This is a genomic window from Arthrobacter sp. UYCu512 (genome assembly GCF_040547075.1).
Taxonomy (GTDB): Bacteria; Actinomycetota; Actinomycetes; order Actinomycetales; family Micrococcaceae; genus Arthrobacter.
The window spans coordinates 1-11740 of record NZ_JBEPPA010000035.1; the positions used below are offsets into that span (position 1 = coordinate 1).

Genomic DNA, 11740 nt, shown 5'->3' on the forward strand with positions numbered 1-11740 from the left:
CATCCACAGCCCCGCAGACCTCGACTGGGTTGCCCAGGAACTCAACGACCGACCGCGCAAAAGACTAGAGTTCAAGAAACCGATCGAACTGATCGCAAACCTCCTGTTGCAATGACCGCCCGAATCCGCCGATCCTCAAGCGCACACCGGCGGCCGAAGTAGCCTGTAGCGTTCAGCTCATGCCAACCGATACAAATGACAGAGCGACGCAGCTTCGTGAGTATCTGAACGATGCCCGCGAAGCAATCTTGTGGAAATGTGAGGGCTTGAGTGATGCCCAGGCGCGTACTCCCCTTACTCCGACAGGCACGCACGTCATGGGCCTACTGCTCCACCTGGCCGTCACCGAATCCCAGTACTTCATTTCATGTCTTGGACGGGAAATTGAGAACCCCGTTATCCAGGGCGTTATCGCATCCCGGGACGCTCAGGCAGACTTCCTCCCGCCGCCGAATATGACGCTGGCCGATGCGGTCGAGATCTATCGGGAGACAACCGTCGCAGCCGATGCAGTGCTCGACGACTTGGAGCTGGATACAACGGCCGTGGTGCAGTGGTGGACAAAGCATCGGCACACTACGGTAGAACGCCTCCTGGTGCATATGATCGCCGAGTCTCACCGTCATGCCGGACACTTGGACATCGTGCGCGAGCAGTTGGACGGTTTCATCGGTTTGCGTCCATCAGCGCCAAACATTCCAGGCCTCACGCCCGATCAGTGGGAAGAGCAGCGTCTGCGGATAAAAGAGCTAGCCCGCGGAGCATAGGGCGTCGTCTGTCATTTTGGACTATCCGGGCTTACTTGCAGCACCTCAGATGAGGATCGTCTATCGGACGCTGCTGGTGTCCGCGGGGGGAACGCCCGTCAGTCGACCCTGCGGATACGACGGTCAGCAGGTGCCGACGCTACCTACGCTTCTTCAGCGCGAACGGCAGTGTCGTGCCAGTCCTGGTCCGCGTCGGCGAGGTGCGGGTACACGTGCAGCATCTCCACCGGGATGACCTCCCACGAATCGCGGTCCCACTCGCGGTACATGTCCTCGACCCTGGCGCGGTACTCCGGCGAGTCGTACGGAGACCCACCGGTGCGCCTCTCTGCAGCACGTTCATCCTCACCGGACCGAACGAGCTCGTTTCGCTGCTCGTCGCTCAGCGTCCGGAGCGACCCGTGGCTAGCGAGCCAGTCCACCACCTCCTGCATCTGAGCCTTCATGGGACCGCGGCCCTTTGTGTCGTCCGTGAGCGAAGCGTGTATCCGCCAGGGCTGGATGAGCCACGGGGCGACGAACGTGAGGTCGCCGCGGGCGTTCACGTGCCGGGCCCAGCCGCCAGCGTGCACGATCTCGCGCAGGAGGTACTCCTCGCATTCTGCGAACGCGTGCCGTTGACCCCGCTTGGACGGCGGGTACGGCACCGCGGCGCGGCCCGGGTCCGTCGGGTAGGGGACTGGCTTCGCATTGAACTCGTGCCACCATTGGCGCAGACGGCCACCATTTGTCGTTCCCTTGCTCATTCGTTCCCCCCTCTGCCCACTGTACTGACGACGATACCGAGATCACCGGCTCCCGATCCGCCTCCGCCATTTACCACCGCCGCGCGACGTCAGGGACAGGTCCCAGTAGCCGATCGGCGGATTCAGGCGGTCATTGCAACAGGAGGTTTTCGATCAGTTCGATCGGTTTCTTGAACTCTAGTCTTTTGCGCGGTCGGTCGTTGAGTTCCTGGGCAACCCAGTCGAGGTCTGCGGGGCTGTGGATGCTCAGGTCGGTGCCCTTGGGGAAATATTGGCGCAGCAGGCCGTTGGTGTTTTCGTTGATGCCGCGCTGCCAGGGCGAGTGTGGGTCGCAGAAGTAGATGTCGAGGCCGGTGTCGATCTTCACGGTTTTCCAGTCCTGCATCTCGATGCCTTGGTCCCAGGTCAGGGAATGCCGAAATGATGGAATGCAGGCGCTGACGGAGCTGCGGTACGTGTAAAAAGAAAGCCCTTCCCGGCTGACCCGGGAAGGGCTTTTGTTGTGAACTGGAACCCGCAGCCGTTACTCGGGTCTCTGGCGGTCTTTGGGTGAAGTCTTCCGGCTATCCATACGGGTTGTTGTAGGTCGAGAGCTGGTACAGGACGAACGCTACGAGGGCAACGACTATCAGCTGCAGGGCAGACATGAGGACGATGATGGTTGTGGTCCAGAGACTATCGAACCGGTACCTGCGCCGTGTCGTCAGCCAGACGCCCAGGTAGATCAACGAGATCAGGAGCATGAACGGAAGCACGTATTGGATAAATATTACGATGATGTAACCGGGGTAGTTACCCGACGCTGTGCCCGCCAACAGGCAGAGCGGGGGCAGCAGGTAGGAGAGCAGGAGCGCGAGCCTCAACCACTGGATTAACCGGGGCGGCCGCGGCTTCTCTTCCTGGATCAGTGTCGCCTGAGGGACAGGAGGCGCAGTGACACCGCCTGGTTCGGGTAGGTTCTCCTGGATTGGCATAGTGCCTACTTTCAGGTCGTGGAGTTGGGCCTGCTGCCAGCGGGATATGGAGCCGGCAGGAACATCTTTCCGCTGAGCGATAAGTGCACCGCCCGGTTCGACAATAGTGCCCATCTGGATGAATCTGGATGAATCCGGCGATCGCTGGACTGGTGCTTTTTCCGGCTTGGTGCTAGCTGACGGTTGGCACGGGAGGCCTTTCGACTCCCTCTTCGCTCTCGCCTCCGCCGTGGATCTTCCGGATGGGCTCAAAAGCGAGATTGAAGGTGGATGGGACTTGATTTGTGAAGGCAACGTGACCATCGTCAAGACGGGGTTCGAGAAATATCTGGCTTTGAGGATTGAGGGATTCAAGTCGGCTTCATGGAACCCCCACGTTGGCGTCGTAGATCGGCAGACCTATGGCGAATCAGGTGGGGTCGTCTTAGTTTCCTAGGTGGGGCAGTCACCTCTGGCGCTTGGCGTTCGGCCCACCGATGCTCCTATTGGGGGACTGCTGAAGGTTTAGTTGACAGCTTGACCTGCCCCAGGGATTGGTTACCCGAAATGGTTTGAGTTTTTGGCTCTCGCTGAGAGGCTTCAGACATGCCAAGACCCTATCCACTGGAGTTCCGCGCACGGGCAGTCGCCCTGGTCCGGGCCGGCAAACCCATTAGCCGAGTGGCTGCCGAGCTGGGCATCAGCGAGGGCGGCCTCCACAACTGGGTTCGTCAGGACCAGATCGACCGCGGCGAACGGCCCGGGGCTGACGACGCCCGAGAGCACCGAACTGGCCAAAGCCCGGAAGCGGATCCGGCAGCTGGAAACGGACGTGGAGATCCTCAAGCGTGCAGCGAAGCTGCTCGTTGAGGGCCGGCCGGACCCAAAAGAATCCACCCGGTGATCGGATAACTTACCGGCGCCGGGTTCCCCGCGAACCTTCAATCAGGGTAAGCGCGGGATGTCGAACGTCATTCTCCACACCGATGACGAGGATGTGTCGCTCGACTGCATCAACGACGGATCCGGGGGCCAGCTAAGGTTCTGCATGCCGATTTCGATCACGCCGGGGTCGACCAAGACGCCCGCCAGCTAAATCCCGCACTGCACTCCGCGTGACGCCGACACACGTGCGTTGGAGCGGCACCACCGTGCAAGAGGTCAATGACCCCTGTCTGTGAACCCTGGTGACCCGGAGCCGCCAAACCGCCTTCGACCGTGCGACCTTCAGCGGCAAAAACATCTCGTTCAACGGGGCGGACTTCGGCAAGGCGGGGTTAGTTTTGAGCGTCTGAGGGTGCGGAACTCTGCCCCTATCTTCGACTGGGTTTTGAAGACCGAGGGGGCAACTCTAAAGCCAGCAAATGTGGAGCCGCAGAATTCGCCGCCCGTCGAACGAACAGGTCGCCGCGACAGGAAGGACACATTGATTTTCCCCAATCGTGATCCTCAGCGACGTCCTAGAGCCAGTGCAGACGAGTGTTGACATCCCGTGTAGACGACTTCGCAAACTGACATTCGGCGCAACCATGACCATCACGATCTTTTGTCACATACAGAGAAACGATGACCCTTTGCATGACTTAGAATAAATGACTGGTTAAGTGACGACGTGATTCCAGCCTGGTTCGGAATCACGTTGTCACTTAAACGAACGTATAAATGACTTCGCGGCCGAGATCGACCAGCCCCTCTCATCAGTAGCGGCTGGTACTGGTTTGGTACCATTTTGGTATGGCCATGAATCTACGAGTTCCCGAAGACCTCGACCGCCGTCTCGATGCGCTTGCTGCCGAGGAGCGCACTTCCAAGTCCGCCCTGCTTCTCCAAGGGGCCGAGCTGGTCCTCCAGCGCCACGACCGAGGCCGGGAGATCAGTGAGGGTTTGGATTTCGTGACGAGTCATGATGCGGAGCTGCTCAAGCGCCTTGAGGATGCATGAGTTCCTACCTCGAAATCGAGGACGCTCTGCAGGTGATCGACCGGTACGGCTTCCACATCCGTGACATCGGGCTGCTCGCTTCCGCCCTGGCGCGCCCCGCGACGACGGTCATGGGCACAGAAGCCTATCCTCAACTGGCCACGAAGGCCGCAGCACTCCTCGAGTCCGTGGCCAGGTTCCATCCGCTCATCGACGGCAACAAACGCACCGCCTGGACGCTCATGGTCCTGTTCCTCTGGATCAACGGCTATCGGCACGTCTTCAGCGCCGACGATGCCTTCGACCTGGTTGTTGGTGTGGCCGCCGGCGACATCGATTTGAAGCGCAGCGCCATCCTGATCGAGAAACACCTGATGCGGCGCTAGGTGCTGTGGGAGGGGTCCCAGACCGATGGCTCGGAATTCGGCCATGAGCAGTCGTCGGGGGAGTTCGGAGGCCAGAAGCAGGGTGTGCACACTGTGCACACCCTGGGCTTCGGATCGGGTCGTATTGGTGCCGGACTGGGCCGGATTGTGGACGTTTGCGGGGGAGTGGCGGAAATTCAAGGGCTGGAAACCGGTTCGAGTCCCACCTCGGGCACAGTGTTTCCGCAGGTCAGGCGCTTTTGGGGTGTTTTTTCGTGGGCACATTGTGCACACTCTTGGCTCTGATCCGATGTTCCGGGTGTGTAAGGTCCTGGAACGGCTTATTCGGTTGTGTGGAGGAGCTCTGGCTACTGCGGGCCGGGTGCCTCCTCGCGGGGTCTGTTCTGGGAGTTCATCCTCGTTCGTCCTCCCGCTGGGGTTTTCGCGTTCACTACTTCATGGTGGCTAGGGGCGCGTACAACATGACTTCCTGATTTTCTTGATCGACCCAAGGTTGCGGCCGGTTCGGGTTTTCCGCTCAGATATTTGTTCATGCAGGACTTCGCGGGGAATGGCCTGACATGGCACGAATCCGGAGCTGATATGAGATCGCTGAGCCTGGCCAGTCGGTGGGTGCGGCCGGCTGCGAGGTCGAGTTCCAGGGAACTGGTGGGCTTCTGCCATGGCCTTCCCGCCAGTTAACCGGCCGCCGCAGCCGTCGTCTTTCCCGTCATCGCCGCATCCGGCTTCTGAGTGTCCGAGTTGGTCGCGCCGTGGAGCATCTTCGTTGGGGTCCAGAGAACCGAATAGGTGGTCGTGATGAGCTTGCCCGCGTTAGTGAATGGCTATTTACTAACTCCATGAGCAGACCGCAGCGCACCTCCGATGAGGACTTACTCGACCGCATCGAGGCTGCGGTGGTTCGGCGACCTTCGATAATCCCGGGGGGTCTTCACGATGTTGCTCCGGCCGCTGGCATAGGCCCCCCCGGCCTGATCAAGCGGTTTGGCTCGAAAGAGGGTCTACTGCTCGCGCTCACGCGGCGCTGGATCGATCGGGTGCCCGACTCCCGGGTGGGGACCGTCGATGTTTTGACCGAGTTGCGTGAGTACGTGGATGGGAACGGGGGACCCGGCGTGGTGGCGCGAGTACCGCGATCACCTAGAGTCGGTTGCGGCGTCCGCCAACCGCGTGAACTCGAACACTGGAACAGGTTTCACACTCTGATGGCGGCCCGATCAGGATCTGTTCTTGTCCAATAGCGGGTGGCGTTAGAACCGACTGTCCCGCTGCGGCTTCATCGGGATAACGGGAGCATCGTGAGATGTGGGCATGAATCCGTACGCAGTCGCGCGTGGGTCTCGACGTCGAAGCGTTCAGCGCCGTACGCCAGCTTCTGGCGCTCGATACCTTCGGGGATGAAACCGGCACTGGAGGCGACCTTGCACGATGCGGGATTGTTGACTCGGTGCCCTAGCTCGAGTCGGAAGAGGCCGTCTTCGAATGCTGCTGCGGCGATCGTTGCGAGGGCTCGAACTGTATAGCCGCGACCGCGGGCTGCAGAGGTGAGCCAGTAGTACATCCAGGCAGTTCCGTGGCGCCGGTCAATGGCTGATAGTCCTACATTGCCTACAGCAGCGCCGTCGATCGTGATTGCCCAGTTGCGTCTGGACTCTGTGAACGGAAGTTGTGCGCCGATGTAGTCACGCGCCTGGTCTACGGTGGCTGGGTGCGCACTGCCAAATTGAGTCTTTAGGTCCGGGTTCTGCTGGTATGCAGCCCGTAGCGCGGGTGCGTCCTCAAGCGTCCAGGGGCGAAGTTCGACGGTCAGAGTTCCTATCGTGCCCGACGAAGTACGGCGGCCATGAATTTGCCCGTAAGCCAGTGAGGGGAAGGGCAAACGGGAAATTACGCGCTGCCTGCGGCGCTAGCTAGCCGCCTGCACGTGAAGTTGAAAGCAGTCAAGAGACGTCCGGTCACCCCAAACGGTGACAGGCCGTCTCTGCGCTGTTGCAACTCTGCTGGAACGATGACCCTCTGAGTCATGACAAGGTGAGGGCGCGTAACGAGTCCATCCTGGAGCGCTCTGATGCCTTAGCTGTGGGGCGCCACTGACCGGCTCGGTTCCGGTGGGCCCCAGCTCGCTGGAGCAAGCCTTTCGGACTTATCTCTTGTCTGCGGTTTCCATGGCAGCCTGTCGAGACCTGGTGACTGCAAGTCCGATAGCGCTTCCTGCTGCGGCCAGAAAGAAGAGCAGCACCAGCAACGGACCGGACATCCCTGGGAAGAGCGGGTTGCGGCCGGTAAGGAAGATTGACGCCAGTAAGCCCACCATCGAGATGGAAAACATCAGACCTAATGCTCTCTGGATGCGGCTCTGGCGAGTCGGCAGTGACTTGTTTGAAGTAGTCATGGATTTATTCTATCGTGTTGACTTTTAGCAAAATTGACAAGCTTGTAAATAATGGGGAATTAGAACAACAGATTGGTTCTACAACCCCGGCCTTCAAGCCACTGGTACAGATGGCCTCTTTTGAGCTTCAGAATTGGCTGACTTCGCGGCTGACGTGTGTGAGCCAACGACCTCGCGTGTCGGGGTCTAATCCAGGTCTGTGGTGAGGACGAGTTCAATAGTCTGTGTGAGTAGTGCGAGTTCGGCGTTCTCCTCGAGGTCCGGCCACTCCTCTTTGATCTCCAGAAGCTCGTGCAGGAATGACATTCCGGTGACGATGACCGCGAGCAGCACGGCCCGTTCCCGGGGGCGCGAGAGCCCGAGTTCGGTCATCATGGGCAGCATCATTCGACTGATGAAGATCTCGCGGAGCTGCGCTACAGCCTCGGGTTTCGAACTGGCTGCCCTCATCATTCCGAGGATGTTGCTGGCCTCGGGCGAGTTGACCGACTCGAGGATGCGGCGACCTATAGCCCGCGCAGCCTCCGCCCGTGGGAGAGTTGCCATGAGCTTTGGTGCAGCGAGAGCTTCCTCGCTCGGTGCGGGCATCGACGCCGCGAACAGGTGCTCTTTGCTGGAGAAGAAATAGATCGCAAGACTCGGATCGACTCCCGCTCGCTCGGCGATCATCCGCATAGTAGTCCGCTCATACCCGTGCTCGGCGAAGAGAGAGCGCGCGGCTACGAGGATCTGTTGCTTGCTTTCGCTGGTTCCCCTTCGGCGACCTGCTCGTGCGGTGGTCATTGGCACATCCCGGCCTAGTCGTGGTCCTTGACATGCAATCGTAGCGATCTCTTGAAATTTTAATTCAACGGCCGTTCAATTAGAGGGCGCAGCAACAACATCCCTACCAGCGAACCAAGGGGCAACGCCGTGACTCAGTCCTTGACATCGCCGTCGATTGCGACGGGCGTGACTCCCGAACGCCTTCGAGGCTTACGGCGGTGGAACATCGCACTAGCAGTACTGCACCTCGGCCAGGCTGCCGCGCTTCTCTTCCTGACGAACGACTTCGCAATTCCAGTGCTCGCTTCGTATGTTGATGGTCCTCCCGGAGCAGGAGAGGAGGGAGGCCTCGTAACCTCGACGCTCTTCGAGCTGACCATCGGGTATGTTCTCGTGGCATTCCTCGCACTGGCTGGCACTGATCACCTGCTGACGGCGACGCTCGGCCGCAAAATCTATGAGCGTGACCTCCGGCGCGGCATCAACCGGTTCCGGTGGGTCGAGTACTCGTTGAGCGCGACGCTCATGGTCATCGTGATCGCACTCTACTGGGGCATCGTGACTATCAACGCCCTCTTCGTCGTCGCCGGCGCCAACGTCGCAATGATTCTGTTCGGATACCTTCAAGAGCGAATGAACCCCCCGGGCCGAACATCGACCACGATGGTTCCGTTTTGGTTCGGTGCGCTGGTTGGAGTGACTCCGTGGGTGGCGATGGGCCTTAACATCCCGCTGTACTCCGACGCTCCGGAGTACATCTTCGTCATCTTGGCGATTCAGGGCGTTCTCTTTTTCTGCTTCGGACTCACTCAGTGGCTTCAGTACCGGGAAATAGGCCCGTGGGCCAACTATGCGTTCGGTGAGAAAACGTATCTGGTGCTGAGTCTCGCGGCGAAATCCCTGCTGACGTGGCAGGTCTTCCTGGCCTCTCTCATCGAATGAATAAGTGCCCTAACCAAGGATTCGGGCTGAGAGGGATTCCGCCGCTGCGACTACGTGGTCAAGGTGGTTGTCGGAAATCAGCCAAGGGTTGGGTTCTATTGGCTGGGCATGCCGATTGAATAGTGCGCCTGATCTGTCTTCCAAAGCGGGGTGGACCACGAGGGGCACCACTTTTTCGGCGTAGGCCTCCGCGCTCTGGAACAGCAGACCTATGAGGGTCTGCTGTGCTCGTAGTTTCAAGGTCGCTTGGCCGAGGACACCGGCCATGATGTTGGTCTTGATGATGCCGGGATTCATACCGAACACGTTGATGTCCGGAAACCGGGCGGCAGCATGGTGGACCAGAGCCTCGTTGAACACGACGGTGTTGCTGTGGGCCGTCTGCCAGCGGTAGTTTCGGGTCAATTGCACGTCCGTGAGGTCCAGCGCGCGTTCGCCGCCGGGAAACCCCCAGACAAAAAGGCGCGGCTTCTGCCAGGGCGAAGGCCTTCCCCGGCCCAGCCGTGGCGCCAGTTCCTGGGCAACGACCCACCGGCTCATCGCGCTCGTGGCCAGATCTTTCTCTACGCCTTCCGGTGTCTCTTGGCGGGTCCGTCCCGCAAAGATCCCGTGGGTGAGCAGGACTGCGTCGAAGGTTTCGGCCGGCAAGTCGCGGGCCATCTGGCGGGAGTTGTTCAAGGACGACAGGTCTGCCGGGATAAATGACCTCTTGGGGTGAGGAGGGTCCTTGAGCGTCCTTCCGACGACGGTGACCTCGGCCCCTTTGCGCAGCAGGGACTGGGTGATGGCCCGGCCGAGGCCGCCGGTACCGCCGAAGATCACCACGCGAAGACCCTCGTAATCGGTCTGGCCAGAAGACAGCGTTCCGGGTTTCCAGTCCTGTCGTACCGTTCCGAAGGAAGACATCTGTAACTCCATTCTTGGCCGAAGATTCGGCCTACGCCACCACGTCGAGGCCCAGCGGGCCGCCGCCGTGCGGGCCGTGGCGGATTGGTTAGGGGGCCCAGGAGTTGACGTTAGACGGCTTTGAGCCCAGTGTGGACGGACGGGGAGCACCGCGTGCTCCAGAATCATTCGCTCAGCTTCTCACGATCGTCCGGTTGAGGATCGGCTTGCGGGCGCTGGTGCGACTAGTGGAACATGGTCCCGCCCGTTTCGAAGTCGCCGGAACCCCGTCATCGAAGCTGGGGCGCCACCGCAACCATGATGCGGAAAATGATTTCTCATTGGCGGTCCTGCAAAGCCACGGGCAAGCAGGGGACAGATCGGTAGAGGTCCCGATCGGACGAATAGAGGGCTCTATTTCCACTTGCTATGTCAGCGACATTGGGACCGTAGATGAGGCGCTGAAAAGAGTTCTTGAAGAATCCGACCGCAGCGTCTCTCGGTGCGGAGTGGGACACTGCAGAGATTGCATTCGACCTGCGCCTCAGCGCATAACACCTGAAATGGAGTCGTAGACGACTGACGTAAATTCGCTGGCCCTCGATATGCTGACGTTTTCCGGGCTGATTCGACTCATCCGTCATCCGTCAGCCGCAGGTGGCCGAGAACTATGAGGCACGGGCGAAGTATCTTCTATCCAATCCTGCAGCCGAAGATGTTGAGGAAATCCGTGCATGGGTCCGCCTGACACTCCAGGGAGGTGCTGGTGGACTCGGCGACAAGTACGTGCAGAAGACGGACGGGTCGGTGGATAGGGCGCTTAACCAGCAGTATCAGGACCTACTGCAGAAGATGACCGACTTCGCACTTGGCGCTGATGAGTCATGGTCGCTGCTCCAGCAGATGGGGAACACCATGTTCGCCCATGGATACACCTACCTTCGCCTGGTCGAGGTCCCAACTGGCAAGTGGCCCTGCCTGCGCGGACACACCATGTACGAGGTGATGACCGCGCCTGGCCTGACCCGCCAGGTGAATTCGACTCTTCTGGGTGGTGCCGTGGGCTACGACCCGCGCGGCACACGACGAGACATGCAGGAGTGCCAGATGACGGCACGCCGCCTTTTCGATGAGGGCCGGACCGATGACTGGGTGCACTTCTCAAGCTCTCAGGTGATTCCCGGTGAGACGCTGCGGCGGGCGACTGCGTGAAACATGGCGGATAGCGGACTATAGACTCGGCCTGTAGTGATGGGGGACTGACAATGGGCAAGATCAAACCGGCCGAATTCTGGCTGGAACTGACTGCACTGTCGGCTTTTTTGTCCTCGTTGCGGTCTTCTTCCAAGGTGTCTTCGCGGGCGGGCTTGTTGTCGCGGAGGTGTGCGAATTGGGTGCTGGTCAGCCGTACGACCACGAGTACCGCAGCCAAAACGCGCATGAGCAACTCCAGCTGTTCCCGCTGACCACAAAGTGCAACGCCGAGTACGACCTGGTTCCGCCGTGGACGAACCCGGCATTGGCGATCTTGGACATCCTCACGGTGTCTTTCTTCGGGGCGATGCTCGCTGCCCTATTCATCCGGATTCGGGGCAGGGTACGAGGATGATTCCCATTCGGACACACAAACGCAGTGCAGACGACTTCTGACATCAGTGCAGGCGACTCCTGAAAATCACAAGCGCGTGCGTAGGCGATCGGTTTCGTTTTGGGCTGCTCCGGGGTGTCTCGTAACTATCGGTGAATACACCGAATCCATCAGAGGGTTTCGAGACATAGTTACGGGAATCGCTGGCCGCGGACGAGCCCACACCATTCCGGGAAAATTAGAGCATTGTCGCCTTTGGAATTCGGCGCTCTTGGGCGGTGTTTTGTGGTCGCTCTTTGTCGCTAGCTGTATTAACCACGGAGGTTAGTGACGCGGCTTGCTGGTGGCTGACCCTTGAGTGAGGTGTGGCCTCGGTGATGATTGTAGTGATGGAGC

At 59.9% G+C, this 11740-nt stretch carries 14 protein-coding genes and 3 pseudogenes; 10 read left to right on the top strand and 7 right to left on the bottom strand.

Going from position 1 to position 11740, the window contains the following annotated elements; translation table 11 throughout:
- Together ABIB49_RS18800 and ABIB49_RS18805 are read left to right on the top strand one after the other, a co-directional pair.
- A pseudogene (locus ABIB49_RS18800) lies at positions 1 to 115 on the top strand (IS30 family transposase); the annotation flags it as partial.
- A gap of 64 nt (positions 116 to 179) precedes the next feature.
- Positions 180 to 767, top strand: coding sequence for a DinB family protein (locus ABIB49_RS18805; protein WP_283481322.1), 588 nt, complete (start codon positions 180 to 182; stop codon positions 765 to 767).
- 143 nt (positions 768 to 910) lie between these two features.
- Here ABIB49_RS18805 and ABIB49_RS18810 read toward each other — a convergent pair whose 3' ends face one another.
- From ABIB49_RS18810 to ABIB49_RS18820, 3 genes and pseudogenes are all read right to left on the bottom strand, one after another.
- Positions 911 to 1513: a hypothetical protein gene (locus tag ABIB49_RS18810; RefSeq protein WP_354157617.1), complete on the bottom strand. Its 603-nt coding sequence runs from the start codon at positions 1511 to 1513 to the stop codon at positions 911 to 913.
- Between the two features lie 130 nt (positions 1514 to 1643).
- Positions 1644 to 1931: pseudogene (locus ABIB49_RS18815) on the bottom strand (IS30 family transposase); the annotation flags it as partial.
- A 145-nt stretch (positions 1932 to 2076) separates the two neighbouring features.
- Positions 2077 to 2601 (bottom strand): hypothetical protein, encoded by a 525-nt coding sequence (locus ABIB49_RS18820; RefSeq protein ID WP_226776056.1) that lies wholly within the window; start codon positions 2599 to 2601, stop codon positions 2077 to 2079.
- A 4-nt stretch (positions 2602 to 2605) separates the two neighbouring features.
- On the opposite strand from ABIB49_RS18820, the gene ABIB49_RS18825 reads away from it, so the two are divergent.
- From ABIB49_RS18825 to ABIB49_RS18845, 5 genes and pseudogenes are all read left to right on the top strand, one after another.
- Positions 2606 to 2923 carry a hypothetical protein gene (locus ABIB49_RS18825; protein ID WP_354157618.1) on the top strand — a complete coding sequence of 106 codons (318 nt, stop codon included), beginning with the start codon at positions 2606 to 2608 and terminating at the stop codon, positions 2921 to 2923.
- 149 nt (positions 2924 to 3072) lie between these two features.
- Positions 3073 to 3372 (top strand): annotated as a pseudogene (locus ABIB49_RS18830) (transposase); the annotation flags it as partial.
- Positions 3373 to 3427: 55 nt separating this feature from the next.
- A complete protein-coding gene (locus ABIB49_RS18835; protein WP_256447028.1) occupies positions 3428 to 3562 on the top strand; it encodes a hypothetical protein in 135 nt (44 codons plus the stop codon).
- Between the two features lie 644 nt (positions 3563 to 4206).
- Positions 4207 to 4407: a ribbon-helix-helix protein, CopG family gene (locus ABIB49_RS18840; RefSeq protein WP_354157621.1), complete on the top strand. Its 201-nt coding sequence runs from the start codon at positions 4207 to 4209 to the stop codon at positions 4405 to 4407.
- Entirely contained in the window at positions 4404 to 4772 is a 369-nt protein-coding gene (locus ABIB49_RS18845; protein ID WP_226776054.1) for a type II toxin-antitoxin system death-on-curing family toxin, read from the top strand. Before ABIB49_RS18840 ends, ABIB49_RS18845 begins: the two co-directional genes overlap by 4 nt.
- 1276 nt (positions 4773 to 6048) lie before the next feature.
- On the opposite strand, the gene ABIB49_RS18850 is transcribed toward ABIB49_RS18845, so the two are convergent.
- From ABIB49_RS18850 to ABIB49_RS18860, 3 genes are all read right to left on the bottom strand, one after another.
- Positions 6049 to 6651: a GNAT family N-acetyltransferase gene (locus ABIB49_RS18850; RefSeq protein WP_283481326.1), complete on the bottom strand. Its 603-nt coding sequence runs from the start codon at positions 6649 to 6651 to the stop codon at positions 6049 to 6051.
- Positions 6652 to 6915: 264 nt separating this feature from the next.
- Complete coding sequence (locus tag ABIB49_RS18855; RefSeq protein WP_283481327.1) at positions 6916 to 7164, bottom strand: hypothetical protein; 249 nt, start codon at positions 7162 to 7164, stop codon at positions 6916 to 6918.
- Positions 7165 to 7350: 186 nt separating this feature from the next.
- On the bottom strand, positions 7351 to 7947 hold the full coding sequence (locus ABIB49_RS18860; RefSeq protein WP_226776260.1) for a TetR/AcrR family transcriptional regulator: 597 nt from the start codon (positions 7945 to 7947) through the stop codon (positions 7351 to 7353).
- 129 nt (positions 7948 to 8076) lie between these two features.
- Between ABIB49_RS18860 and heR the strand changes: the two genes are divergently transcribed.
- Positions 8077 to 8871 (top strand): heliorhodopsin HeR, encoded by a 795-nt coding sequence (heR, locus tag ABIB49_RS18865; RefSeq protein ID WP_283481349.1) that lies wholly within the window; start codon positions 8077 to 8079, stop codon positions 8869 to 8871.
- Between the two features lie 9 nt (positions 8872 to 8880).
- Here the strand turns inward: heR and ABIB49_RS18870 are convergent, their stop codons facing one another.
- The gene (locus tag ABIB49_RS18870) at positions 8881 to 9777 is read right to left on the bottom strand and encodes an NAD-dependent epimerase/dehydratase family protein (protein ID WP_354157619.1); all 897 of its coding nucleotides are present in this window, start codon (positions 9775 to 9777) and stop codon (positions 8881 to 8883) included.
- Positions 9778 to 10608: 831 nt separating this feature from the next.
- Between ABIB49_RS18870 and ABIB49_RS18875 the strand changes: the two genes are divergently transcribed.
- Positions 10609 to 10968, top strand: coding sequence for a hypothetical protein (locus ABIB49_RS18875; RefSeq protein WP_354157620.1), 360 nt, complete (start codon positions 10609 to 10611; stop codon positions 10966 to 10968).
- 178 nt (positions 10969 to 11146) lie between these two features.
- The gene (locus ABIB49_RS18880; RefSeq protein WP_226776264.1) at positions 11147 to 11365 is read left to right on the top strand and encodes a hypothetical protein; all 219 of its coding nucleotides are present in this window, start codon (positions 11147 to 11149) and stop codon (positions 11363 to 11365) included.
- The last annotated feature ends 375 nt before the right edge of the window (positions 11366 to 11740 follow it).

Bases quoted from the DNA above. Each gene is read 5' to 3' on its own strand.
- ABIB49_RS18860 (WP_226776260.1), bottom strand. From the start codon at position 7,947: ATGACCACCGCACGAGCAGGTCGCCGAAGGGGAACCAGCGAAAGCAAG.
- ABIB49_RS18825 (WP_354157618.1), top strand. From the start codon at position 2,606: ATGAATCTGGATGAATCCGGCGATCGCTGGACTGGTGCTTTTTCCGGC.
- ABIB49_RS18840 (WP_354157621.1), top strand. From the start codon at position 4,207: ATGAATCTACGAGTTCCCGAAGACCTCGACCGCCGTCTCGATGCGCTT.
- ABIB49_RS18810 (WP_354157617.1), bottom strand. From the start codon at position 1,513: ATGAGCAAGGGAACGACAAATGGTGGCCGTCTGCGCCAATGGTGGCAC.
- ABIB49_RS18870 (WP_354157619.1), bottom strand. From the start codon at position 9,777: ATGTCTTCCTTCGGAACGGTACGACAGGACTGGAAACCCGGAACGCTG.
- ABIB49_RS18820 (WP_226776056.1), bottom strand. From the start codon at position 2,601: ATGGGCACTATTGTCGAACCGGGCGGTGCACTTATCGCTCAGCGGAAA.
- ABIB49_RS18855 (WP_283481327.1), bottom strand. From the start codon at position 7,164: ATGACTACTTCAAACAAGTCACTGCCGACTCGCCAGAGCCGCATCCAG.
- ABIB49_RS18835 (WP_256447028.1), top strand. From the start codon at position 3,428: ATGTCGAACGTCATTCTCCACACCGATGACGAGGATGTGTCGCTCGAC.
- ABIB49_RS18845 (WP_226776054.1), top strand. From the start codon at position 4,404: ATGAGTTCCTACCTCGAAATCGAGGACGCTCTGCAGGTGATCGACCGG.
- ABIB49_RS18875 (WP_354157620.1), top strand. From the start codon at position 10,609: ATGACCGACTTCGCACTTGGCGCTGATGAGTCATGGTCGCTGCTCCAG.
- ABIB49_RS18805 (WP_283481322.1), top strand. From the start codon at position 180: ATGCCAACCGATACAAATGACAGAGCGACGCAGCTTCGTGAGTATCTG.